This window comes from Cupriavidus sp. UYPR2.512, assembly GCF_000379565.1.
Lineage (GTDB): Bacteria > Pseudomonadota > Gammaproteobacteria > Burkholderiales > Burkholderiaceae > Cupriavidus.
In genome coordinates, this window is sequence record NZ_KB903162.1 from 78,208 (window position 1) to 102,403 (window position 24,196).

At 68.6% G+C, this 24,196-nt stretch carries 22 protein-coding genes; 11 read left to right on the plus strand and 11 right to left on the minus strand.

From position 1 onward, the window contains the following. Nucleotides 1-51: 51 nt before the first annotated feature. Nucleotides 52-297 carry a hypothetical protein gene (locus A3A5_RS0128320; protein ID WP_018313839.1) on the minus strand — a complete coding sequence of 82 codons (246 nt, stop codon included), beginning with the start codon at nucleotides 295-297 and terminating at the stop codon, nucleotides 52-54. Between the two features lie 180 nt (nucleotides 298-477). Between A3A5_RS0128320 and hemA the strand changes: the two genes are divergently transcribed. The 6 genes from hemA (at nucleotide 478) to A3A5_RS0128350 (ending at nucleotide 5,590) form a co-directional block, all read left to right on the plus strand. Continuing rightward, nucleotides 478-1,782 (plus strand): glutamyl-tRNA reductase, encoded by a 1,305-nt coding sequence (gene hemA, locus A3A5_RS0128325; RefSeq protein WP_018313840.1) that lies wholly within the window; start codon nucleotides 478-480, stop codon nucleotides 1,780-1,782. Nucleotides 1,783-1,883: 101 nt separating this feature from the next. Then, nucleotides 1,884-2,966, plus strand: coding sequence for a peptide chain release factor 1 (gene prfA, locus A3A5_RS0128330; RefSeq protein WP_026201224.1), 1,083 nt, complete (start codon nucleotides 1,884-1,886; stop codon nucleotides 2,964-2,966). A gap of 190 nt (nucleotides 2,967-3,156) precedes the next feature. Further along, a complete protein-coding gene (locus A3A5_RS0128335) occupies nucleotides 3,157-3,486 on the plus strand; it encodes a hypothetical protein (RefSeq protein ID WP_018313842.1) in 330 nt (109 codons plus the stop codon). A gap of 143 nt (nucleotides 3,487-3,629) precedes the next feature. Further along, nucleotides 3,630-4,499, plus strand: a complete 870-nt coding sequence (gene prmC, locus A3A5_RS0128340) for a peptide chain release factor N(5)-glutamine methyltransferase (RefSeq protein WP_018313843.1) — start codon at nucleotides 3,630-3,632, stop codon at nucleotides 4,497-4,499. A 147-nt stretch (nucleotides 4,500-4,646) separates the two neighbouring features. After that, nucleotides 4,647-4,958, plus strand: coding sequence for a Grx4 family monothiol glutaredoxin (grxD, locus tag A3A5_RS0128345; protein ID WP_018313844.1), 312 nt, complete (start codon nucleotides 4,647-4,649; stop codon nucleotides 4,956-4,958). Nucleotides 4,959-4,966: 8 nt separating this feature from the next. Further along, on the plus strand, nucleotides 4,967-5,590 hold the full coding sequence (locus A3A5_RS0128350; RefSeq protein WP_018313845.1) for a UbiX family flavin prenyltransferase: 624 nt from the start codon (nucleotides 4,967-4,969) through the stop codon (nucleotides 5,588-5,590). Nucleotides 5,591-5,659: 69 nt separating this feature from the next. Here A3A5_RS0128350 and A3A5_RS0128355 read toward each other — a convergent pair whose 3' ends face one another. The 3 genes from A3A5_RS0128355 to A3A5_RS0128365 form a co-directional block, all read right to left on the minus strand. Continuing rightward, nucleotides 5,660-5,854: a hypothetical protein gene (locus A3A5_RS0128355; RefSeq protein WP_018313846.1), complete on the minus strand. Its 195-nt coding sequence runs from the start codon at nucleotides 5,852-5,854 to the stop codon at nucleotides 5,660-5,662. 142 nt (nucleotides 5,855-5,996) lie between these two features. Then, nucleotides 5,997-7,514, minus strand: a complete 1,518-nt coding sequence (locus A3A5_RS0128360; protein ID WP_018313847.1) for an aldehyde dehydrogenase family protein — start codon at nucleotides 7,512-7,514, stop codon at nucleotides 5,997-5,999. Continuing rightward, nucleotides 7,511-8,692: a saccharopine dehydrogenase C-terminal domain-containing protein gene (locus A3A5_RS0128365; protein ID WP_018313848.1), complete on the minus strand. Its 1,182-nt coding sequence runs from the start codon at nucleotides 8,690-8,692 to the stop codon at nucleotides 7,511-7,513. Before A3A5_RS0128365 ends, A3A5_RS0128360 begins: the two co-directional genes overlap by 4 nt. 128 nt (nucleotides 8,693-8,820) lie before the next feature. Here A3A5_RS0128365 and A3A5_RS0128370 point away from each other — a divergent pair, with 128 nt between their 5' ends. Beyond that, entirely contained in the window at nucleotides 8,821-9,270 is a 450-nt protein-coding gene (locus tag A3A5_RS0128370; protein ID WP_010809873.1) for an Lrp/AsnC family transcriptional regulator, read from the plus strand. A 44-nt stretch (nucleotides 9,271-9,314) separates the two neighbouring features. Further along, nucleotides 9,315-10,124 (plus strand): 4-hydroxy-tetrahydrodipicolinate reductase, encoded by an 810-nt coding sequence (gene dapB / locus A3A5_RS0128375; protein ID WP_018313849.1) that lies wholly within the window; start codon nucleotides 9,315-9,317, stop codon nucleotides 10,122-10,124. Between the two features lie 44 nt (nucleotides 10,125-10,168). Here the strand turns inward: dapB and A3A5_RS0128380 are convergent, their stop codons facing one another. The 4 genes from A3A5_RS0128380 to A3A5_RS0128395 all read right to left on the minus strand — a co-directional run bounded on the left by A3A5_RS0128380 (nucleotide 10,169) and on the right by A3A5_RS0128395 (nucleotide 15,204). Further along, a complete protein-coding gene (locus A3A5_RS0128380) occupies nucleotides 10,169-10,900 on the minus strand; it encodes a hypothetical protein (RefSeq protein WP_018313850.1) in 732 nt (243 codons plus the stop codon). Between the two features lie 167 nt (nucleotides 10,901-11,067). Beyond that, on the minus strand, nucleotides 11,068-12,558 hold the full coding sequence (locus A3A5_RS0128385; RefSeq protein ID WP_018313851.1) for a chloride channel protein: 1,491 nt from the start codon (nucleotides 12,556-12,558) through the stop codon (nucleotides 11,068-11,070). Nucleotides 12,559-12,659: 101 nt separating this feature from the next. Further along, on the minus strand, nucleotides 12,660-13,658 hold the full coding sequence (locus A3A5_RS0128390; RefSeq protein WP_018313852.1) for a tripartite tricarboxylate transporter substrate binding protein: 999 nt from the start codon (nucleotides 13,656-13,658) through the stop codon (nucleotides 12,660-12,662). Between the two features lie 52 nt (nucleotides 13,659-13,710). Next, nucleotides 13,711-15,204 carry an acyl-CoA synthetase gene (locus A3A5_RS0128395; protein WP_018313853.1) on the minus strand — a complete coding sequence of 498 codons (1,494 nt, stop codon included), beginning with the start codon at nucleotides 15,202-15,204 and terminating at the stop codon, nucleotides 13,711-13,713. 127 nt (nucleotides 15,205-15,331) lie between these two features. On the opposite strand from A3A5_RS0128395, the gene A3A5_RS0128400 reads away from it, so the two are divergent. The 3 genes from A3A5_RS0128400 to A3A5_RS0128410 all read left to right on the plus strand — a co-directional run bounded on the left by A3A5_RS0128400 (nucleotide 15,332) and on the right by A3A5_RS0128410 (nucleotide 18,250). Then, the gene (locus A3A5_RS0128400; RefSeq protein WP_018313854.1) at nucleotides 15,332-16,246 is read left to right on the plus strand and encodes a LysR family transcriptional regulator; all 915 of its coding nucleotides are present in this window, start codon (nucleotides 15,332-15,334) and stop codon (nucleotides 16,244-16,246) included. A 137-nt stretch (nucleotides 16,247-16,383) separates the two neighbouring features. Then, complete coding sequence (locus A3A5_RS0128405; protein ID WP_018313855.1) at nucleotides 16,384-16,899, plus strand: helix-turn-helix domain-containing protein; 516 nt, start codon at nucleotides 16,384-16,386, stop codon at nucleotides 16,897-16,899. Beyond that, nucleotides 16,892-18,250, plus strand: a complete 1,359-nt coding sequence (locus A3A5_RS0128410; protein ID WP_018313856.1) for an MATE family efflux transporter — start codon at nucleotides 16,892-16,894, stop codon at nucleotides 18,248-18,250. The genes A3A5_RS0128405 and A3A5_RS0128410 overlap by 8 nt, the downstream gene beginning before the upstream one ends. Before the next feature lie 35 nt (nucleotides 18,251-18,285). Here the strand turns inward: A3A5_RS0128410 and A3A5_RS0128415 are convergent, their stop codons facing one another. From A3A5_RS0128415 to A3A5_RS0128425, 3 genes are read right to left on the minus strand one after another with little or no spacing between them, the layout of a single operon-like run. Beyond that, a complete protein-coding gene (locus A3A5_RS0128415; RefSeq protein ID WP_018313857.1) occupies nucleotides 18,286-19,734 on the minus strand; it encodes an efflux transporter outer membrane subunit in 1,449 nt (482 codons plus the stop codon). Further along, the gene (locus A3A5_RS0128420) at nucleotides 19,731-22,901 is read right to left on the minus strand and encodes an efflux RND transporter permease subunit (RefSeq protein WP_018313858.1); all 3,171 of its coding nucleotides are present in this window, start codon (nucleotides 22,899-22,901) and stop codon (nucleotides 19,731-19,733) included. Before A3A5_RS0128420 ends, A3A5_RS0128415 begins: the two co-directional genes overlap by 4 nt. Further along, entirely contained in the window at nucleotides 22,898-24,169 is a 1,272-nt protein-coding gene (locus tag A3A5_RS0128425) for an efflux RND transporter periplasmic adaptor subunit (protein WP_198293180.1), read from the minus strand. Before A3A5_RS0128425 ends, A3A5_RS0128420 begins: the two co-directional genes overlap by 4 nt. Nucleotides 24,170-24,196 lie beyond the last annotated feature (27 nt).

Consider the following 24,196-nt stretch of genomic DNA (forward strand, 5'->3'; position numbering starts at 1 on the left):
ACCGGGGTCAAACGGCGCGCAGATTCCCGACCCGGGCAGTCAGTTCTGTTTTTACCGCCCGCGCGGCCGCACCGCGCCCCAGATCCCCACCAGCAGCGCCGAGCCGGCGATCACCGCCAGCCAGCTGCTGAGCTGCCCGTCGATAAACAGATGCAAGGCCCGGCCGCCGTAGAAAGCGCCCGCCGCACCCGCCGCACCCAGCACCAGCGCGGCCGGCACGGTCACCACGCGCCCTGCCGGATGCAGCCGGCGCGCCGCCAGCCCCACCAGCAAACCCACGATCAAGGTGCCCAGCATCCGCTTCTCCTGTGTTGTCAGCATCACAGCCGCAAGGGCTACGGCGTAACGATACTGCAATCCGGCGCCGCTGCCACGCCGCCCCCCGGCGCCGGATGGCGCCGCGCCTGCAATTAGCGATCCCGGCGGTATAATGGCATCCGGTCCGGCCACGCTCCGGACCGTACCCGTCCCCTACAAATGCAACTGCTCGCGATCGGCATCAATCACACAACGGCACCCGTCTCGCTGCGCGAGCGGGTGGCGTTTCCGCTCGAGCAGATCAAGCCCGCGCTGGGTGCGCTGCGCTCCCACCTGTCGGGGCGCAGCGGGACCGAAGCCGCCATCCTGTCCACCTGCAACCGCACCGAGATCTACTGTGCGACCGACGTCCTGGCACCGGGCACGGATGGTTTCGAGCACACCCTGCGCTGGCTGTCGCAGCACCACAACGTGCCCGCCGGCGAACTGGCCCCGCACCTGTACGCGCTGCCGCAGTCGGAAGCCGTGCGCCATGCCTTCCGCGTGGCCAGCGGCCTGGATTCCATGGTGCTGGGCGAGACCCAGATCCTGGGCCAGCTCAAGGACGCCGTGCGCACCGCCGGCGAAGCCGGCTCGCTGGGCACGTACCTGAACCAGCTGTTCCAGCGCACCTTCGCGGTGGCCAAGGAAGTGCGCGGCCAGACCGAGATCGGCGCGCATTCCGTGTCGATGGCCGCGGCCGCGGTGCGGCTGGCGCAGCGCATCTTTGAAAGCGTCTCGACCCAGCGCGTGCTGTTTATCGGCGCGGGCGAGATGATCGAGCTGTGCGCCACACACTTCGCCGCGCAGCAGCCGCGCCAGATCGTGGTGGCGAACCGCACCGTGGAACGCGGCGAGAAACTCGCCGAACAGCTCTCCGGCCAGGGCCTGACCGCCAACGCGATCCGCCTGACGGACCTGGGCGAGCGCCTGCATGAGTTCGATATCGTGGTGTCCTGCACCGCCAGCTCGCTGCCGATCATCGGCCTGGGCGCGGTGGAGCGCGCGGTCAAGCGCCGCAAGCACCGCCCCATCATGATGGTCGACCTGGCCGTGCCGCGCGACGTTGAGCCCGAAGTCGCGCGCCTGGACGACGTCTTCCTGTACACCGTCGACGATCTCGGCGCGATCGTGCGTGAAGGCAATGCGATGCGCCAGGCCGCGGTGGCGCAGGCCGAGGCCATCATCGAAAGCCGGGTGCAGAACTTCATGCACTGGCTCGAAACCCGCAGCGTGGTGCCGGTCATCCGCGAGCTGCAGACCAGCGGCGAATCCATCCGCCAGGCTGAACTGGAACGCGCGCGCCGCATGCTGGCACGCGGCGACGACCCCGAAGCCGTGCTGGAGGCCCTCTCCGGCGCGCTGACCCGCAAATTCCTGCACGGCCCCACCCACGCGCTGAACCACACCCAGGGCGAAGACCGCGAGGCGCTGCTGCGCCTGGTGCCGGGCCTGTTCCGCCACAGCAGCCACTCCGAGCGCTAGCCGCGCTTGCCCAGCCGCCGGCGCACCGCGCCGGGCACGCCTTCGCCGCCGCCCCACTACCGCGCGCGGCCCGGCCCACCCCCCATTCCTGTCCGCATCCGATGAAAGCCAGCATGCTTGCCAAGCTCGACCAACTGGCCGAGCGACTCGATGAAGTCAACGCCCTGCTCGCGCGCGAAGACGCGACCGCCAGGATCGACCAGTACCGCAAGCTCAGCCGCGAACATGCCGAGTTGTCGCCGGTGGCCGAGCAATACGGCCAGTACCGCCAGGCGCAGGACGACCTGGCCACCGCGCAGGCGCTGCTGGACGATCCGGAGATGAAGGACTTTGCCGCCGACGAGATCGCCAGCGCGCGCGCGCGGCTGGAGGCCCTGGAAGCCAGCCTGCAGCGCCTGCTGCTGCCCAAGGACCCCAACGACGACCGCAACCTGCTGCTGGAAATCCGTGCCGGCACCGGCGGCGAGGAAAGCGCGCTGTTCGCCGGCGATCTGCTGCGCATGTACACACGCTACGCCGAACGCCAGCGCTGGCAGGTCGAAGTGATGAGCGAATCGGAATCAGACCTGGGCGGTTACAAGGAAGTGATCGTGCGGATCGCCGGCGATGCGGCGTTTTCCAGGCTGAAGTTCGAGTCAGGCGGCCACCGCGTGCAGCGCGTGCCGGCAACCGAGGCACAGGGACGCATCCATACCTCGGCCTGCACGGTCGCGGTGATGCCCGAAGCCGATGAGGTGGGCGAGGTCGAGATCAACCCGGCCGACCTGCGCGTCGACACCTTCCGCGCCTCGGGCGCCGGCGGGCAGCACGTCAACAAGACCGATTCCGCGGTGCGCCTGACCCACCTGCCGACCGGCATCGTGGTCGAGTGCCAGGACGACCGCAGCCAGCACCGCAACAAGGACAAGGCGATGAAGGTGCTGGCGGCCCGCATCAAGGACATGCAGACGCGCGCCGCCCAGGCCAAGGAGGCCAGCACGCGGCGCAACCTGATCGGCTCGGGCGACCGCAGCGACCGCATCCGCACCTACAACTTCCCGCAGGGGCGGGTGACCGACCACCGCATCAACCTGACGCTGTACAAGATCGACATGATCATGGACGGCGACATGGATGAACTGCTGTCGGCGCTGGCCTCCGAACATCAGGCTGATCAGCTGGCAGCGCTTGGCGAAGAGGTGTAAGGGCCACTCAATGCACGCCCCAAAGGGCTTCCGCCGCGAACACCGCGTAAAGTCGCCGATATCTTTGTATTTCTTGTAAATGCTTGAAACAGCACTGGTGGGGGTAAAGCGGCTGTCTATAATCGATTTCGACCGGCAAACGGAGAATGGTGCCGGGTAGTCACTCCCGAGAACATACTAGGACGAAATCATGAAAAAACTGCTCGCGCTGTTGATGATCACCGCGGCCATGGCCGCTTGCAGCAAGAAGGAAGAAGCCCCGCCTGCCGCCTCGAACGCCGAGAGCGCCATGCAAAGCGCCGCTGAATCCGCCAAGGCCGCCGCCAGCGATGCCGCCGCTGCCGCCAGCAACGCCGCAGACGCCGCCAAGGCCGCCGCCAGCGGTGCTGCGGCCGATGTCTCGGCCGCCGCCGACAAGGCCAAGGAAGACGCCGGCAACGCCATGGCAAATGCCAAGCAGGCCGCCAAGGATGCCGTCAACACGGGTGCCGACAAGGCCAAGGACGCCGTCAATAAGTAATCGTCCCGGCGGGGCATTGCGCCCGCCGCGGTCGATGAGCGGTACACTGGCGCCAAGCCGGAAGTCCCGCCCCAAAGCCCCGCCAGGCCTTGCGCCGGTGGGGTTTTTTATAGCCGGCAACGGAACCGTCCCCCTGCCCTTCGATGTCCTCCCCCAACTCCGCCGCGCTGCCGGCAACGCCGACGCTGCGCGAAGCCCAGACCCTCGCCGCCATGGCCGGGCTGCCTGCCCTGGAAGTGCGCATGCTGCTGACGCATGTCACCGGCCTCACCCGCACCCAGCTGATCACGCGCGACACCGACACCCTCACCATCGCCCAGCGCGACGCCTTTGCCACGCTGCTGGCGCGGCGGCTGGCGGGCGAGCCGATGGCCTACCTGATCGGCGAGCGCGAGTTCTTCGGCCGCAAGTTCCGGGTCACGCCTGATGTGCTGATCCCGCGGCCCGATACCGAGGTCGCCGCCGAAGCCTCGCTGGCGCGGCTGGCCGAGGTGCCGCAGCCGACCGTGCTGGACCTGGGCACGGGCTCGGGCGTCCTGGCCGTGACGCTGGCGCGCGAGCGCCGCGATGCGCAAGTCTGGGCCACCGACATCTCCCCCGGCGCGCTGATGGTCGCGCAGGACAATGCCAGCGCGCTCGGCGCCGACCGCATCCACTTCCTGGTGTCGGACTGGTACGCGGCGCTGCCGGCGGGCCTGCGCTTTCACCTGATCGTCAGCAATCCGCCCTATATCGCCGAGGGCGACCCGCACCTGGCCGAAGGCGACCTGCGCTTCGAACCGATCGACGCGCTGACCGACCACGACGACGGCCTGTCGGACCTGCGGGCCATCGTGGGCGGTGCCGGCGCCCGGCTGCTGCCTGGCGGCTGGCTGCTGATGGAGCATGGCTACGACCAGGCGCAGGCCACCCGCCAGCTGCTGGAGGATGCCGGTTTCACCGAGCTCTTCACCGCCCGCGACCTGGCCGGCCTGGAACGCTGCACCGGCGGGCGGCGTTGGCAAGGCGCTTAGCCTGGCGGCACCACTGCCGGTCACTGAAGCCCGGCGGCGATTCCGGTAAAATCCCCGTCAGATCCCGCCGTGCGGCCCGGCCGCGTGGCGTCCCATTCTCCCCAGGCGGCGCCCGCGACATGGCATCGCCCCACTGAAAAGCAAACCATGAGCGACGTACAGCAAAAGATCGATCAGATCGTCAAGGGCAACCCGGTAGTCCTGTTCATGAAGGGCACTGCGCAATTCCCGATGTGCGGCTTCTCGGGCCGCGCCATCCAGATCCTGAAGGCCTGCGGCGTGGACGCGCCCACCACGGTCAACGTGCTGGATGACGAAGGCATCCGCCAGGGCATCAAGGCATACGCCAACTGGCCGACCATCCCGCAGCTCTATGTGAACGGCGAGTTCATCGGCGGCTCGGACATCATGATGGAGATGTACCAGAACGGCGAACTGCAGACCCTGCTGAAGGGCTGAGTTCCTGTATGTCCGTGACTGGCGGCACACCAAAACGGCTGATCGTCGCCATCACGGGCGCCACCGGCGCCATCTACGGCGTGCGCCTGCTGCAGGTGCTGCGCGCGGCGCCCTCGGTGGAAACCCATCTGCTGATTTCGCCGGCCGGCGTGATGAACCTGCAGCACGAGCTGGACATCAGCCGTGCCGAGGTGGAGGCGCTGGCCAGCGTCGTGCACAACGTGCGCGACATTGGCGCGACCATCGCCAGTGGCTCGTTCCGCGCACAGGCAATGGTGGTGGCCCCCTGCTCCATGCGCACACTGGCGGCGATTGCGCACGGCCTGTCAGATAACCTGATCACGCGCGCGGCCGACGTCACGCTCAAGGAGCGGCGCAAGCTGGTGCTGATGGTGCGGGAAACGCCGCTGAACCTTGCGCACCTGCGCAATATGACGGCGGTAACGGAAATGGGCGGGATCGTGTTCCCGCCGGTGCCGGGCTTCTACCAGAAGCCACAGAGCATTGCCGAACTGGTCGACCATACGGTCGGGCGCGTGCTCGACCTGGTGGATTTGCCGGAGATCGGGCAGACGCTCGCGCCCAGCTGGGGCGGGCTGAACGCCCGGGCCGGCGACGCGGCCGGCGACTGAATGGCGGCCGGCGCGCGACCTCTCTCTACGCGCCGGCATCCTCCTGCATTGTCGTGCCAACCGCTGCCATTACCAGTGGCGGTAGCCCCGGCCATAGTAGCCATAGCCGCCATAGTAGTACGGCCGCGGTGCCACCACGACCGGCGCGGGCGCCACATACACCGGCGCAGGGCCGATCGCAGGGCCGGCAGGCGTGGGATAGACGGCGCAGCCGCCCAGCAGGGTGACGGATGCCGCAGCGGCAGCCAGTCCAATCGTCAGCATTCTCATCATTCGTCCTTGGGTCGGAACGGGCATGTGCCTGCCCTGCTGACGTTATACGGGCAGAAACCGTAATACGGCGTCAAAGGCGTGTAAGGCTTGTTACCGTTCCCTACGCGCCCTGTAACACACTCAAGGATTCCCGTCAGATCTCGAACCGTATCCCCTGCGCCAGCGGCAGCGAATCGCCATAGTTGATCGTGTTGGTGGCGCGGCGCATATAGCCCTTCCACGCATCGGATCCCGACTCGCGGCCCCCGCCCGTCGCCTTTTCCCCGCCGAAGGCGCCGCCGATCTCCGCGCCGCTGGTGCCGATGTTGACGTTGGCAATGCCGCAGTCGCTGCCTGCCGAGGACAGGAAGCGCTCGGCCTCGCGCATCGATTCCGTGAAGATGCACGACGATAGCCCGTGCGCCGCGGCGTTGTTCAGCGCGATGGCCTCATCCAGCGTGGTGTACGGCATCAGGTACAGGATCGGGGCAAAGGTTTCTGTCAGCATGGTGTCGTGCTGGGCGTCGGTCATCACCAGCGCGGGCCGCACGTAACAGGCATGCGGGTAGCGGGCGGCCAGCAGCCGTTCGCCGCCGGTGACGATATTGGCCTGCGCGCGGCAGGCGGCCAGCGCATTGGCCATGGCATCGCCCGCGGCGCTGTCGATCAGCGGGCCGACCAGGGTGCCGTCTGCGAGCGGGTCGCCGACAGGCAGGCGGTCGAACACCGTGATCAGCCGGCTCGCCATGGTGTCGATCAGGTCGGCGTGGATAAAGCAGCGGCGCAGCGTGGTGCAACGCTGGCCCGCCGTGCCGGCCGCGGCGAAGGTGATGGCGCGCACCGCCAGCTCGATGTCGGCCGAGGGTGCGACGATGGCGGCATTGTTGCCGCCCAGCTCCAGGATGCTGCGCTTGAAGTGCCCGGCGCAGGCAATGCCGACCTCGCGGCCCATGCGGGTCGAGCCGGTGGCGCTGACCAGCCGCACCGCCGGGTGCGACACCAGGTGGTTGCCCAGCATGCGCCCGCCCGGCAGCACCGCCGAGATGCCGGTATGCTGCGGCGCCGCCGCGGCCAGCACACGCTCCAGCAGGCCATGCGCGGCCAGCGCGCACAGGGTGACTTTTTCCGAAGGTTTCCAGATCACGCCGTTGCCGCACACCAGCGCCAGCGCCGCATTCCACGCCCACACCGCCACCGGGAAGTTGAACGCCGAGATCACGCCGCACAGCCCGTACGGATGCCAGGTCTCGCGCATCGCATGCTGCGGGCGCTCGGAGGCAATGGTGAGCCCGTGCAACTGGCGCGACAGCCCGACCGCGAAGTCGCAGATGTCGATCATCTCCTGCACCTCGCCCAGGCCTTCCTGCAGGATCTTGCCGGACTCGAGCGAGACCAGCCGACCCAGCGCCGGCTTGTGTTCGCGCAACACCTCGCCGAAGCGCCGCACGATCTCGCCGCGCGCGGGCGCGGGCAGCAGCGCCCAGGTGGTCTGCGCCGCATGGGCGCGGGCGATCAGCGCATCGGCCTGTGCCGGCGTGCAGGCCAGGACATGACCGATGGCCTCGCCATCGACCGGCGAGCGGACCGTTACGGCGCCGGCCGGAGTGCCCTCCCGCCACGGCCGCGGCAGGCCCAGCGAATCCCAGCAGGCAGCAAACTCTTGCGCTTTCATACGAGGGTCTCCTGTAACGGATGCTGCGTATAGTGGCGGCCGAAGCGATTGGCAAGGAAGGCGTCCAGCGGCATCGATTCCTGCCGCACGAAGCCGGATTGCGGCAGCGCGCCGGTGGCCACCATGTCCAGCGCGGTGCAGATGCCCGCGGCGGTGGTCAGCTGGATGGCGTTGACATGGCCACCCTTGCCATCCACCCCGCCGATGCGCACCGAGAACGATGCCTGCGTCAGCGGCCCGCGTCCGCGTTCGCCCCCGGCCGGGTAGCCGGTGGCGGTGGCGAACACGATCACCACGTCCTGGTCGGTCACCGGGATGGCGCGGTCGAAGATATCGCGCAGCCATTCGCGGCGTTCGCGCAGGCGCAGGTCGTTGAGCAGCAGTTTCATCAGCGCGCAATGGCCCGGATAGCGGATGGACTTGTAGTCGACATGGCGCGCGCGGCCGGCCAGCGTTTCAGGCAGCGTGCCCAGGCCGCCAGATGTATTAAAGGCTTCGTACTCGATGCCGTCCAGCGCAAAGCTCTCCAGCCCCTCCAGCGCCGTCAGTTCCACGCGGCGGCCGTCGACGATGGCCTCGCACGGGTTGCAGTACTCGTTGATCAGTCCCTCGGTGCTCCAGGTCAGGTTGTACTTGAGCGCATTGCTGGGATAGCGCGGCAGCGCGCCGACCCGCATCTGCAGGTCCAGCAGCTCACCCCCGCCGCGCAGGAAGCGCTGCGCCAGGTCATGCCCGACCACGCCGATAAAGCCCGGCGCCAGCCCGCATTGCGGCATCAGCACCGAGCGCGCGCTTTGCGCCAGCTGGCGGATGGCCTGGGTCGCGGCCACGTCCTCGGTCAGGTCGAAGTAATGGACGCCCAGGCGCGCCGCCACCGAAGCCACGCTGATCGCGGCATGGAACGGCAGCGCGTTGAGCACGGCATCGGCGCCGGCCAGCAGCGCGGCGCAGGTGCCGGGCTCGGTGGGGTCGCCGGCGCGCGCCAGCACGCCGCGCGGCAGGCCGTCGAGGCGGCGTGCGTCATGGTCGACCACGCTGAGACGGTAGTCGCCACTGTCATGCAGCATGGCGGCAATGGTGCGCCCGATCTTGCCCGCGCCAAGCACCGTCACGTGCAGCGGGCGGGGCGCCTTGGGCAGGTCGCGCGGGCCCTGCCGGCCCAGGTTCGAGGCTTGCATGGTGTCTCCGTCCACAAGAAAAGGTTGTCCTGTTGACTGGAGTATGGATAGCCCGGTCGACACAATGAAGACGCAAGAACGACGAAAACCCGCCATAATCGAACGAAACGACGAAGCCTACCGACGCAATGACCGAACTCGACACCACCGACCGGCACTTGCTGTCGCTGCTGCAGGCCAATGCCCGCGAAAGCGCCGCCAACCTCGCCCGGCACCTGGGCATCGCCCGCACCACCGTGGTGGCGCGCATTGCGCGGCTGGAGCGCAGCGGGGTGATTGCCGGCTACGGCGTGCGGCTGGGACAGCGCATGGAAGACAACGCCATCCTGGCCTATTGCGGCCTGTCGGTGCAGCCCAAGGCTGCGCCCGCGATCCTGCGCGCACTGCAGCGCCTGCCCGAGATCGAAGAGGTCAATTCCGTCAGCGGCCCGGTCGACTACCTGGTGGCGATCCGCTGCGACACGCATGACCGGCTGGACCGGCTGCTCGACGAGATCGGCATGCTCGACGGCGTCAACCACACCACCACCTCGATCGTGCTGGCGCGCAAGCTCGACCGCCGGCGCGCCGCCGGCTGACGCGGTATGCTGCCAACCCGATCAAGCGTTTGCGGAGCAACAAGATGAACAATCCGATCCGTGTCGCCGTGGGCGGCGTGACCGGCTGGGCCGGCGGCGAACTGGCGCGCGGCGTGGCCCATGCGGCCGACATGACCCTGGTGGCCGGCTTGTCGCGCGGCGCCGCGGGGCAGCCTTTGGCGCAGCTGACCGGCCATGCCGATACGCCGGGCGTGGCGGCCGCCAGCATCGAGGCCCTGGGGGCGACGTCCTACGACGTCTATGTCGAATACACCAAGCCGGGCATTGCCAAGCACAACATCCTGCAGGCGCTGGCGCACGGCGCGCACGTGGTGGTGGGCACCTCGGGGCTGACCGACGAGGACTATGCCGAGATCGACGCGGCCGCGCGCCAGGCCGACCGCGGCGTGCTCGCCTGCGGCAATTTCGCCATCACGGTGGTGCTGCTGCAGAAGTTTGCCGAGATGGCCGCGCGCCATCTGGAGCACTGGGAGATCATTGACTACGCCAAGGCCGGCAAGATCGACGTGCCCTCCGGCACCGTGCGCGAGCTGGCCTACCGGCTCGGCCAGGTCAAGGCCGCCGCGCAGGCAGTGCCGGTCGACCAGGTCAACGGCCCGAAGGAAACCCGCGGCGCCACCATGTCGGGCACACAGGTGCATGCGGTGCGGCTGCCGGGCTACCAGCTTGGCGTGGAAGTGATCTTCGGCGCCGACGGCCAGCGCCTGCACCTGAAGCACGAAGCCGGCGACGGCTCCACGCCCTATGTCGCCGGCGCGCTGCTGGCGATCCGCAAGGTCCACACCGTGCGCGGCGTGGTGCGGGGGCTGGACAAGGTGATGGAAGGGCTCTGAGGCCTGAGCGGCTAAAGCAGGCGGCTGGCCGCCTGCTGCCGGTGTTACCAGCTGCCAGGCTTCTCCGGCTTGGGCGCAGGCTTCGGCGCGGGCTTGGCGGCGGCTGCCTTGCCGCCCTTGGCCGCGGGTGCCGACGCCGGATTGAGCTGCTTGTCCACCTCGGCATCCTTGTCCGCCATCAGCACGCGCGCCTGCGGCAGCAGCATTTCGATGGTGCCGGTGTTGGGGTCTTCCGGCATGGCGTACAGCTCCACCGTCAGCGGCTTCTGCATCCAGCCGGCGTGCAACGTCTTCACGCTCTTGCCGCCCTTGTCGGGCATGTCGACCTGCTCCTGCCGGAACGGCTTGCCGTACAGCGCACTGACGCTGTCGGCCGCGGCCTGCTGCGAGTTGGCGCCGGCGGTCGGCACCACCAGGCCGACCAGCGCGTTGCGGTCGACAAAGGCCAGCACAAAGGGGCCGTCCATGAAGGACGGGCGCTGCGCACGCGGCACGCCGACCTGGCGCATCAGGCCATCGCCCTTCAGTTCGACACAGAATCCGGTGACATCGCGCCCATCGGGCGTGCGCTTGTCGGCACAGTCCGGCAAGGCCGGCAGCGGGTTGCCGATTTCCAGCATGGCCAGCAGCGGCGACAGCGCGCTGTTCCCGGCCTGGGCCTTGGCCGGTGCGGGTGCCGCCGGCTTGGCGGCAGGGACGGAAGCAGGGGCGGCAATGGCGCCGGCAGCGGCGCCCAGCAGGCCGGCAAGCGCCAGCCCGGCAACGGGGAATTTCAAATCGGACTCCTGGTGAACGGCTCCGGGTTGGAGCCAGCCCCGGCCGGGTTGTTCCTGCGCAGCGTGTGATCGTGACGAAAAGATCACTGGCAGCCGCGCCGGCAAGGGGCGAGCGGTAGCTTACCCCATGGCCCCGGCGGCGCAGGCACTTACGGCATTCGGCGGGATCAGCCGGCAGGCGCCTTGCGCACCAGCGCCAACGCCTCGCGCCGGAACACGTGGCCCACCTGGTGGTAGAACGGGTGCGGCGAGAATTGCCGCGAGATAAACGACGCCAGCAGCGACGCCGCCAGCAGGAAGACCGTCAGGTCCTGCGTGCGCGTCATCTCCATCACGATCACGCTGGCGGTAATCGGCGCCTGCGTGGCCGCGGCCAGGAAGGCCGCCATCGAGACCAGCGCCAGCACGCGCGGCTCGGCCATGCCGGTGACGAAGTGCGCGACGTTTTCGCCGATGCCCGCGCCGACCGCCAGCGCCGGCGTGAAGATGCCGCCCGGGATGCCGGCGAAGTACGACACCACGGTGGCCACCAGCTTGGCGATGCCGAACCACAGCGTGGCATGCGATTCGCCGTTGATCAGTGCCGCGGCCTGCTCATAGCCGGTGCCGAAGGTCGCGCCCGCGGTAGCCCAGCCGATAACGGCCACCACCAGCCCGCAGCCAAAGGCCACCCACACCGGATGCCGCACCGGCCAGTCGCGCCACGCCGCGGGCAACAGCGCCGGCACGCCGCCCTTGAGCGCCTTGGCGAACAGGCCGCCCAGCACGCCGGTGACAACGGCACACAGCAGCACCGGGCCCCAGGCTTCATGCAGCGCCAGCATCGGCACCTTGACCACGAAATACGGGTTGTTGCCCAGCACCGCCAGCGACACAAAACCGGCAGTCAGCACGCCCGACAGCACCAGCCGGTCCCAGCGCACCGCGGTGCCCCGGCCCAGTTCTTCAATGGCGAACACCACCCCGGCCAGCGGCGTGTTGAACGCCGCCGCCAGGCCGCCGGCGGCGCCCGCGGCGATCAGCGCATTGGGATGGAAGCCGATGCGAAAGCGCAGCTTCTCCTGGCACCAGCGGCCCCAGGCCAGCATGGCCGCGGCACCCACCTGCACCGACGGCCCCTCGCGCCCGACCGAGGCGCCTGCCAGCAGCGCCGCGGCGGTCAGCACCACCTTCCACATCGACTGGCGCAACGACACCAGCACCGTCTGCGCCGGCCCCGACGGCGGCAGCGTGACCGCCGCGATCACCTGGGGGATGCCGCTGCCGCGCGCCTGCGGCGCCAGCCGGATCGTCAGCCAGCGCAGCGCGGCCAGCCCGAACGGCAGCATCACAAAGGCCAGCCACGGCGTGGCCTGGGTCAGGTGGTGGTTCCAGCGCAGCGCCACTTCGGCGATCCACGCGAACACCAGCGAGAACAGCCCGACGCAGCCGGCGCCAAACATGAACACCGCATAGCGCAGGGTGGTGCGCGAGATGCGCCCGGCCTGGCGCGACTTGCGCCACGCCGCCAGGCGGGCGCGGCGGCTGATCTGGTTCAGCAGGCGGGGATCGGGAGGCGGGATACCGGCATCGGGGCGTGCCCCGGAGTCCGGGCTGGCGTCCGGATCGGTGGAAGAAGAAACGGGAGGCTTGGGATCGTTGGGCTCGCGATCGGTCATGACTGGGGCGTGGCGTAGGCATCCGGCGCGGCGCGTGGTGCACGCGTGCGCCGGAATGACTTCGAACTATACGCCCATCGCCATCGCACCAAACCCTGGGCTCAGTCCAGCGAAATGTTGTTCGCCTTGATCACCTTGCCCCAATGCTCCCGGTCGGCCTCGATATAGCGGTCGATCTCGGCCTGCGTGCGCGGCTCCAGCACGACCAGCCCCAGGGCGCTGAAGGTGGCACGGAACTGCGCGTCCTTCAGCACGTGGGCGGCCGCGGCCTGCAGCTTTGCCACGGCCTCGGGCGGCGTTTGCGCGGGCACCGCCAGGCCGAACCAGGTGGCGGCCTGGAAGTTGGGATAGCCGCTTTCCGCCACGGTCGGTACGTTGGGCAGCACCTCCAGCCGGGTGCGGCCGGTGACCGCCAGTGCCTTGAGCTTGCCTGCCTTGATATGCGGCAGCGAGGTGCTGACCACATCCACCATCAGCTGCACATCGTTGGCCAGCAGCGCCGACAGCGCCGGGGCGCTGCCGTTGTAGGGCACATGGGTGACACTGATGCCCAGCTCGGTCTTGAGCATTTCGGTGGCCAGCTGGAGCGCGTTGCCCAGGCCGACCGAGCCATAGTTGAGCTTGCCGCCCGCGGCCTTGGCATAGGCCGCGAACTCGCGGAGATTGCTGGCCGGCACCTTGCTGTTGGTCACCACCACCAGCGGCACCTCGGCGCCAATGCTGAAGATCCTGAAGTCCTTGGGCGGATCGTAGTTGATCTTCTTGTACAGCATCGGGTTGAGCACCATGCTGCCGTTGGTGGCCAGTACCATGGTGTAGCCGTCCGCCGGCGCGCGCGCCACGCTGGTGGTGCCGATCATGGTGGCCGCGCCGGGGCGGTTTTCCACCACCACGGCCTGGCCCAGCTGGCGCGACATGCCGTCGGCCAGCGCGCGGCCGAACTGGTCGGTCGAGCCGCCGGGCGTGTAGGGCACCACCAGCTTGATCGGGTGGTCGGGATAGGCGGCCTGCGCGGCCCCGCCCCACATGGCCAGCGCGCACCCCGCGCCGGCCGCCATCGCGGCGAGCCAGGCGCGCCGTCCGCTCGGTTGGTTCTGCATCGCGTCTCCTCCTGTTGTTATCGGTCGTGATCCATGCAGGCCGGGCTGGCGCTCAGACGCGGCGCTGGCGGCCTTCCCAGTATCGGTCACGCAGCCGGCGCTTGGCGAGCTTGCCGGTTTCATCGCGCGGCAGCTGCGCCTCGACCACGATGCTGCGCGGCACCTTGAAGCCCGACAGCCGCTGGCGCAGCCAGTCGATCACCTCGGCCTCGCGGATCTCCACGCCTGGCATGGGCTGCACCATGCCCAGCAGGCGCTCGCCGTATTCGTCGTCGGGGATGCCGAACACCACGCAGTCGGCCACGCCGGGGTAGCGCACCAGCTCATGCTCGATCTCGGCCGGGTAGATGTTCACGCCGCCGGAGATCACCATGTCCGAGGCGCGGTCGCAGATAAACAGGTAGCCGTCGGCGTCGACATAGCCCATGTCACCCAGCGTCACCAGCCCGCCGCGGTCGATGGCGGCGCGCGCGGCGTCATTGTTGCGGTAGCTGAAGTCGGGGTAAGCCGGCTGGCGCACGTAGACCAGGCCGATCTCGCCCGGCGCGCACTGGCGGCCGTTCTCGTCGAGGATGCGCAGCTGCGCGTCATCCACCGGCTTGCCCGCGGTCCCCGGGCGCGCGGCGGCATCGGCCGGCGTGGCCACGGTGATCATGCCGGCTTCGCTGGAGGCGTAGGTTTCATGGATCACCGGGCCCAGCCATTCCAGCATCGCGCGCTTGACGTCGGGCGAGCACGGCGAGCCGGTGGAGGCGACGAAGCGGATCGAAGACAGGTCGTACTTCGCGCGCACCTCGGGAGGCAGCTTGAGCAGGCGCACGTACATGATCGGCACCAGGTAGAGCACGTCGATGCGGTGCTTCTCGACCAGCGCCAGCACCTGCTCGGCGTCAAAGCGCGGCGTGAGCACCAGGCGTTCGGCCATCTGCAGCGCGTTCTGGATAAACGAGCCCGGCGCGCTGTGGTACAGCGGCGCTGACATCAGCGCGCGGCAGCCCGGCTCGAGGCCGTAGGTCTGCCGCACCACCGAGCGCATGCGCGCAAGCTGTTCCTCCAGCCGGTCCAGCGGCAGCGGCTGGCGCACCACGCCCTTGGGCCGGCCGGTGGTGCCGGAGGTGTAGGCCATATGGCCGCGCGGCGCCACGCGCGGGCCGTCGTAGGCCGGCTGCTGCGCCAGCCAGCTTTCATAGTCGATGGCGCCTTCGGCGGGGCCGCCCACCGACAGCACCGCCATGCCGGCCGGCACGGCGTCGCGCACGGCGGGCAGCAGGTCGGCCTGCACCAGCAGCACCTTGGCGCCGCTGTCGGTCAGCAGGAAGCGCACTTCCTCGGCGGTGAAGTGCCAGTTGATCGGGCAGTAGTAGCAGCCGGCGGTACGGCAGGCATGGACCACGTCGGCATAGGCCGGGTCGTTGCGCAGCAGCACGGCGACCACGTCGCCCTCCTGCACGCCCAGCGCGCGCAGGCCGCCGGCCAGGCGGGCGCCGCGCGCCAGCAGTGCTTCGCCGTTGCGGCGCATGTCTTCAAACCAGAGGTCCGTGGCCATCCGTTGTCTCCTGTATGCGATCCGTTCTGTCAGCCGACCACTGTATCGGCGTAGCCATGGATCGACAATCACGCGCATCGGAATCACAATGTTGCACCAGACGCGACAATCCTGCAGGCAATCCCCGATGGACCTTAACCTGATCCAGGCCTTCGTCGACATCGTCGATGCGGGCAACCTGGCCGAAGCCGGCCGGCGCCGCGGCGTGACGCGCTCGCAGGTCAGCCGCCAGCTGCGTGAGCTGGAGCACCAGGCCGGCGCCCAACTGCTGCGCCGGACCACGCGCCGGCTGGAACTGACCGAACCCGGCCATGCCCTGTACCAGCATGGCGTGCGCATCCTGCAGGAAGTGGCCTCGGCGCAGGCCGAGATCGACAGCCTGGGCCAGACCCTGCGCGGCCACGTGCGCGTGAGCGTGCCCACCGGGCTGGGCGATGCCTATATCGCGCCGCTGCTGCTGCAGTTTGCACAGAAGCACCCCGGCATCACGCTGCGTGTGTTCTTTGCCAACCGCGTCAACGACCTGATCGCGGCCGAGATCGATGTCGCGCTGAAGGTCACCTCAGCGCCGCCACTGGATCACGTGGCGCGTGAAATCTGCGACATCCGCTGGCAACTGTATGCATCGCCGGAGTACCTCGCAGGCATCCCGCCGATACAAGTGCCACCGGACCTGACCGGCTGTAACTTCCTGTGCCCGCCGTACCCGCCACGGCAGTTTCCGCTGTCGCTCTACCGCGACGGCCAGCGCGTGGACGTGGCACTGACGCCAAAGCTGCAGTCCGAACACTTCCTGTTCCTGGCGCGCGCCGTGCGCGAGGGCCACGGCATCGGCATGCTGCCGGTCTACATCGGCTGGGAGGAAGTGCGCACCGGCCGGCTGGTGCCGGTGCTGCCCGACTGGCGCCCGGAGGGGCTGGGCAACAAGCTCTTCATCATCACCACGCCCAACCTGCACCCGTCGATGGCCACCCGCGCGCTGATCGGGTTCCTGCGCGAGGAACTGGACAAGCTTGAGGTGTTCCACGACACGGTGGCGTAGCCGGCACCGCTGGCCGGTGAACGAACGCTTTCTGGACCCAGGGTCGCAGCCCGCCCTGCAAACTTTCGCTTTGCAAGCTATTCTCCAGAAAACTTGCATTTTGAAAGCAAGCCGACAGGACCACAACGGCGCAGACCATGCCCCCTACCGATTTCACCTCGATGCCCTGCCCCATCGCCCGCTCCATGGCCGTGCTGGGCGAACGCTGGGCCATCCTTGTGCTGCGCGAGGCCTTCTATGGCAGCACGCGCTTCGACGAGTTCGAACGCAATCTTGGCATCGCCCCCAACATCCTCAGCGCGCGGCTGAAGACGCTGGTGGCGCATGGGCTGCTGGCCCGCGTCACGCCCGAGGGCGGTGCTCGCCACGTCTACCAGCTGACCGACAAGGGCCGCGACTTCTTCCCCGCCTTTGTCGCGCTCAAGGCCTGGGCCGACCGCTGGATGACCGATGAAAAGGGTCCGCTGACGCTGCTGCGGGACCGCCGCACCGGCGCCGAGATTGCCGAGCCGGCGCTGGCGCGCGCCGACGGCAGCCCGATCACGCTGGACGATGTGCGCGTCTCGCCCGGCCCGGGCGCCGGCCGCTCCCTGCGGCAGCGCTTTGGCGAGGCCGAGACCATTGACGGGCAAGGAGAGAGCCGCCATGACTGACATGCGCGCATTGCCTGCGGGTGCCCTGCCCGCCGAGGCGGTACCGGCCACTGAAATTGCGCGCCGCATCGGCAAGCTGGCCGGTCCGACCGCGCTGATCGCCGTGCTGCAGGCCGCGGCCCAGTTGGTCGAGACCTGGCTGGCCGCGCGCCAGGGCACGGCGGCACTGGCCGGCTGGGCGGTGGTGCTGCCGTTTGCGCTGCTGCTGCAACAGATGTCGACTGGAGCGATGGGCGGCGGCGTGGTCGCGGCCATCGCCCGCGCGCTCGGCGCCAACAAGCGTGAGGAAGCGTCATCGCTGGTCATGCACGCGCTGCTGATCGCGGTGAGCGCCGGGCTGGCCTTCGCGGTGGTGCTGGCGGGCTTCCCGCGCGGCGTGCTGGGCGCGGTGGCCGGCGCCACGGCGGCGGAGGCCGCTGCCAACTATGCGATCTGGCTGTTCGGTGTCGGCGCCATTCCGGCGTGGCTGGCGAATACGCTGGCCTCGGTGCTGCGCGGCGGCGGCCGCCATGCACTGGCCGCACGCGTACTGGCGCTGATGTGGATCGCCTTCCCGGTGCTGTCGTGGCTGCTGGCCGAGCCTGCCGGCATGGGGCTGGCCGGCATCGGCGCCGCGCTGGCAGCGGTGTCGTGGGCCGCGGCGCTGGCCATGGCGATCGTAGTGGCACGCGGCGGCGCGGGCTTCGTGCCGGTGCTGCGGGTGCGGCCGTCGTGGGAGCTGTTCGCGCGCATCCTGTCGGTGGGCCTGGTGGCGTGCGCGCTGGCCTCGGTGGCCAACCTGACCACCATCCTGGTCACCGCGCAGCTGCGCCACCACGGCACCGCGGCGGTGGCGGCCTACGGCATCTCGGCGCGGCTGGAATTCCTGATGATCCCGTTGGCCTTTGGCGTGGGCTCGGCGCTGACCGCGCTGGTCGGCGGCGCCGTGGGTGCCGGCGACTGGCATACCGCCCGCCGCACGGCATGGGTCGGCGCGTTCCTGGCGCTGGTCATCGCCGGCACCGCTGGCACCGCCGTGGGCCTGGCGCCGGTGCGCTTTGCCAGCCTGTTCACCCATGACGCCGAAGTGATCGCCATCGCCGCGCGCGCCCTGTCATGGGTAGGGCCGGCCTTCGGCGGCTTCGGCCTGGGCATGGCACTGTACTTTGCCTCGATGGGCGCGGGCCGCATGCGCTGGCCGGCGGCCGCGGGGCTGTGCCGGATCGCGTTGGCGGTGGGCGGCGGCTGGCTGCTGGCCAATGTGTTCGGGATGGGGCTGGACGGGCATTTCCTGGGCGTGGCCCTGGGGATCACGGCCTACGGCGTGGTCACGGCGCTGGGGGTGCGGCAAGGAGAATGGTCGGCACGGTAGGTGCAAGGCGGCTGGCAACGCGCCGGCCTCCCCTGCTACCGTCTCAGGACCTTCGCATCTCCCTGCATGCCTGCCTCGCGCACATCCTGCGGCACCGACGGCCAGCCGCCGCCCAGCGACTTGTACAGCGCCGCGGTGCCGGTCAGCACATCCACCTGCCCCTGCACCGCCGCCAGCTGCGCGTTGAACAGCTTCTCCTGCGCCGTGGTGACCTCGAGGTAACTGGAATAGCCGCCCTCGTAGCGCGCGCTCGACTGGTCGGCATAGACCACCAGGCTCTTCTCCTGCTGGCGCAGGCTGACCAGGCGGTTGCGGGTCTCGAGGCCGTTGGACAGCGCGTTGTTGACGTCGGCCAGCGCCGCCAGCACGGTGCCCTGGTAGGCCAGCATGGCCTGCTCGCGCTGCGCCGAGGCGGTCTGCACCTGGCCGCGGATGGCGCCGCCCTGGAAGATCGGCTGGGTCAGGCCCGCGCCGAACCCCCACACCTGCGAGGCGCTGTGCCACAGCCCGGCCGGTGTGCTGGCGATGGCGCCGAACAGGCCGCTCAGGTTGACCGCCGGCAGGTACAGCGCCTGCGCCGCACCGAGCTGCGCATTGGCGGCAATGACGACTTGCTCGGCCTGCAGCACATCGGGCCGGCGCGACAGCAGCGCCGCCGGCAGGTCAGCCCCCACGGGCGGTGGCTGCAGCTCGTTGACGGGCTTGCCGCGTTCGATCGGTCCGGGCGCCCGGCCCAGCAGCACCGACAACGCGTTTTCAGTCTGCATGATGGCGGTGCGTATCGGCGGGATGGACGCTTCCGTGGCATAGAAGTCGTCTTCCGCCTGTGACAGCTCCACCTGCGAGATCACCCCGCCCTCATAGCGTTGCCGGAAGATATCCAGCCCGTCCCCGCGCGACTTCAACGTCTGCTGCGCGATCTCCAGCTGCGCGTCCAGCCCGCGCAGCGTGGCATACCCCTGCACCACCGACGCCGCCAGCGACAGCACCACGCCGCGGCGGGCGTATTCGGCATTCCACAGGCTGGCCTCGGCGGCCTCGGCCTGGCGGCGGATGCGGCCCCACAGGTCGATCTCCCAGCTGGCATTGGCAAGCAGCTGGTAAGAATTGCGCGGCCCGTCCAGCGCCGCGAACGGCGTGCCGTTGAAGGTGCCCAGGCGCTGCCGCGCGGCTGACGCCGACAGGTTAACCTGCGGGAAGAAACCCGAGCGCGCCACCATCAGCTGGCCGCGGAACTCGTCGATCCGTGCCGCGGCGATGCGCACGTCGTAGCTGTTGTGCAGTGCGGTCTCCACCAGCCCGTTCAGCACCGGATCGCCAAAGCTGTCCCACCAGGCACTGTCCGCGGCGATCGACAGCACGCCGGTGTCGATACGGTACTGCGCCGGATCGGGCGTCTGCGGCCGCTGGTAGTTAGGGCCGATGGCGCAGCCGCCGAGCGCCACCGCCAGGCAGGCCGCGGCCAGCTTGCGGCACGCGCTCATGATGGCTCTCCCGCTGTCGGCGTGGTGGGTGGCGCGGTCGGCGTGGCATCGGCCTTCGACTTGGGCTTGCGCTCGGCCATGACCTCCAGCCCCCAGAAGAACATCGGGATGAAGAACAACGCGATCACTGTGGCCCCCAGCATGCCGCCGATCACGCCCGTGCCCAGCGATTGCCGGCTCGCCGCCGAGGCGCCGCTCGCGATGGCCAGCGGCACGCAGCCCAGGATGAATGCCAGCGAGGTCATGATGATCGGCCGCAGGCGCAGCTTGGCGGCGTGAATGGCCGCATCATAGGCGCTGAGCCCTTCCTTCTCCCGCATTTCCACCGCGAACTCGAAGATCAGGATGGCGTTCTTGGCCGCCAGCGCGATCAGCACGGTCAGGCCGATCTGGAAATAGACGTCGTTCAGCATGCCGCGCATCAGGATGGCCAGCAGTGCGCCAAACAGCGCGAACGGCACGGCCAGCAGTACCCCGAGCGGCAAGGACCATTTCTCGTACTGCGCCGCCAGGATCAGGAACACCATCAGCAAGGCAAAAGCGAAGACGTACACGGCCGTGGAGCCCGCGGTCTTCTCCTCGTAGGCCTGCCCGCTCCATGCGTATGCATACCCCGGCCCGAGCACCTCCTGCGCGATTTCCTCCATCGCCGCGATCGCCTGCCCCGAGCTGTAGCCGGGTGCGGCGTCGCCCATGATCTTGGCCGCTGGGAAGTTGTTGAAGCGCGTGACGATATCGGCCCCAGGGATGTATTTGGTGGTGGTCACCGCCTTGATCGGCACCATCTCACCCTTGCTGTTGCGCACGTAGACGTTGTCCAGGTCCTCGGGCCGCGAGCGGTACTTCGGCTCGGCCTGCAGGATCACCTGGAAGAGCCGGCTGTTCTTCGGGAACTGGCTCACGTACAGCGAACCGAACATGGTCTGCAGCGCGGAGTACACCGACTCCACCGGCACGCCCTGCGTTTCGGAGCGCTCGCGGTCGACCTCCACCAGGAACTGGCGCGAGCGGGAATTGATGGTGGAGTTCACGCCGGTCAGCTCCGGCCGCTGGTGCGCCTTGGCAATGAACTGGTGCACCTTCTCCTCGAGCTGCTGGTAGGTGCCGTCCGCCGTGCTTTGCAGCCAGAACTCGAAGCCGCCGGTAGTACCCAAGCCCGGGATGGAAGGCGGATTGATGGGAATGGCCACGCCGTCCTGGTAGGTGGAGAACTCCTTCTTGGCCTTGAGGATCAGGTCCTCCGCGCTCTCGCCCGGGCCGCGCTCGCCAAAGCCCTTGAGCGTGATGAACAGCGTGCCCGCATTGGCCTTGTTCTGGGAATCGATCAGGCTGTAGCCATCCACCGTCGCCACCGAGGATACGCCGGGCTGCCTGGCCAGCCACGCTTCGGCCCGCGCTGACAGATTGCCGGTGCGGTCAAGGCTGGCGGCATCCGGCATCACCACGGCACCGAACAGGTAGCCCTGGTCCTCCACCGGCAGGAACGAACCCGGAATGCGCATGAACATCAGCACACTGACCGCCACCATCGCGATGATGATGGCGATCGACATCACGGTGCGCTTGATGACAACCTGCAGCGACTTGTCATAGCCGCCCACCAGCCGGTCGAACGAATTGTTGAACCAGGTGAAGAAGCGGTTCTTCTTGTGCTCGCCAGGCTTGAGCAGGATGGCCGCCATCGCCGGCGACAGCGTCAGCGCCACCACGCCCGACAGCACCACCGACACCGCGATCGTGACCGCAAACTGCTTATAGAGCTGCCCCGTAATACCCGACAGGAAGGCCACCGGGATGAACACGGCCAGCAGCACCAGCACAATGGCGACCACGGGTCCGCTGACCTCGTCCATCGCCTTCTTGGCGGCCTCCTTGGGTGGCAGCTTGAACTCGACCATGTTGCGCTCGACGTTCTCTATCACCACGATGGCGTCGTCCACCACGATGCCGATCGCCAGCACCATGCCGAACAAGGTCAGCATGTTCACCGAGAAGCCGAACGCGCTCATGCCGACAAAGGCGCCGATGATCGACACCGGCACGGCCAGGATCGGCACCAGGGTGGCGCGAAAGCTTTGCAGGAACAGGTACACGACCAGGATCACCAGGATCACAGCATCGCGCAGCGTATGCACCACCTCGTCGATCGACTCCTGCACGAAGTTGGTCGTGTCCAGTGCGATTTCATACTCCAGCCCGGGCGGGAAGCTCTTCTTCAGTTCAGCCAGCGAGGCGCGCACCTGCTTCGACACGTCCAGTGCGTTAGCGCCTGGCTGCTGGTAGACCGCCATCAGCGTGGCGGTCTTGCCCTTGTAGCGGCTGCGCAGCGAATAATCCTTGGAGCCGAGCTCCGCGTGCCCGATATCCTTGAGACGCACCAGCGCCGCGTCGCCGGACTGCGCGCGCAAGATCATGTTGTCGAACTCGGCGGGCTCGGTCATGCGGCCCTTGGTCGCGATCGGGAAGGTCTGCTGGACCGGGCCGGCCGTGGGTGACTGCCCGATGCGTCCGGCCGAAAACTGCTGGTTCTGGTTGGCGACCGCGTTCTTCACGTCCTCGGTGGTGATGCCGAGCGACGCCATGCGGTCCGGCTTCAGCCAGACGCGCATGGCGTAGTCCGGGCTGCCGAAGATGGAAGACTGGTTGGCGCCGGGAATGCGCTTGAGTGCGTCCAGCACGTAGATGTTGGCGTAGTTGCCGACAAAGGTCTGGTCGTAGCTGTTGTCCGGCGAGAAGATGGCGATCACCATCATGAACGCCGACGAGCGCTTCTGCACCGACACGCCCTGCGCCGTCACCGCTTCGGGCAGCGTTGGCAGCGCCAGGTTGACGCGGTTCTGCACGTCCACCTGCGCCAGTTCCGGATCGGTGCCGATCTCGAAGTATGTGGTCAGCGTCAGGTCACCCGTCGAGGAACTCGTCGAGTTCATGTACATCATCCGGTCCGCGCCGTTGACCTGCTGCTCGATCGGCGCGGCCACGTTCTGCGCGACCACCTCCGCGCTGGCGCCGGGGTACTTCGTGGTGACGGTGATCGACGGTGGCGTGATGTCCGGGAACTGGGCGATCGGCAGCTTGGTCAGCGCCACCAGCCCGCCCACGGTGATGATGATGGAGACGACCGACGCAAAGATGGGCCGGTCAATGAAAAAATGGGCAAGCTTCATGGCTTGCCTCCCGCCGCTGCCGCTGCCCCCGACGCCGGCGCAGCAGGCGCAGCAGGCGCAGCAGGCGCAGCAGGCGCAGCAGGCGCGGCCGGCGCGCCGCTGGCCGCGGCGTGCGCAACGCCCGGCCCGGCCTGCATCGCCTTGACGGGCGCCCCCGGCGCCAGGCGCAGCGTGCCGCTCACGGCGACGCGCTCGCCGGGCTTCAGCCCGGACCGCACCACCCAGTTGTTGCCGGTCCACTCGCCCACGTCCACCACCCGCTGCTGCGCCTTGTTGTCGGGCCCGACGATCCAGACCATCTGGCCGCGCTGGGTCTGGACAATCGCCTCCTGCGGCACCGCGATGGCCTTCGTGCGCATCGCGCCATGCACCTTCACCCGCACGAACTGGCCGGGCCGCAATGTGCCTTCCGGGTTGGCCACCTCGGCACGGACCAGGTAGGTGCCGGTTTCCGCATTGAACGACGCATCCGCAAAGGCGATCCGCCCGTGGTTCGGGAACTCCCGGCCGTCCGCCATTACCACCACGATATCGAATGCGTCCTGTTCCGGGTACTTGATGGCGCCTGACGCCCGCTCGCCCTGCATCTTCAGGACTTCATTCTCTGACAGGCTGAAGTTGACCCACATGGGATCCAGCTTGGCCACGTAGGTCAGCAGGCTGTTGCTGGGATCGATGTATGAGCCCGCCTGCCGCTTGGCAAAGCTTGACAGCCCCGCCACGGGTGACTTGATCGTCGTATAGCCCAGGTTTAGTCTGGCGCTGATCACATTGGCGCGTGCCGCCTCCACGGCGGCGGCGGCGGCGTGGGCCTTGCCGGTGGCGTCATCCAGGTCGCGCTGGCTCAGGGCGTTGCGCTCGGCCAGCGGGCGCACGCGCTTGAGGTCGGCCTGGGCCGTGGTCAGGCGCGCCTGCTGCTGCGCCAGTTCCGCCTCGGCGGCCTGCAGGGTGGCCTGGAACGGCTTGGGATCCATCAGGAACAGGGTCTCTCCGGCCTTGACCAGGGCGCCTTCGGTGTAGACACGCTTGTCCAGGAAGCCACTCACCCGGGCACGGATTTCCACCTGCTGCGAACTCTGCGTCTGGCCGACAAAGTCATAGACGATGGGCACGTCGCGCAGCGCCACGGTGATCACGCTGACTTCCGCCGCAGGCGGCGCCTGCGCTGCCGGTTTGTCCTTGCCGCAGGCTGCCAGCGTCATTGCGCAGGCAAGCCAGAGCGCGCCGCGCCAGTAGAAAGCAGTGTTCACAGATCCCTCTCCCGCCATAGTTATGCATGCGATCTCTGCGCGCGC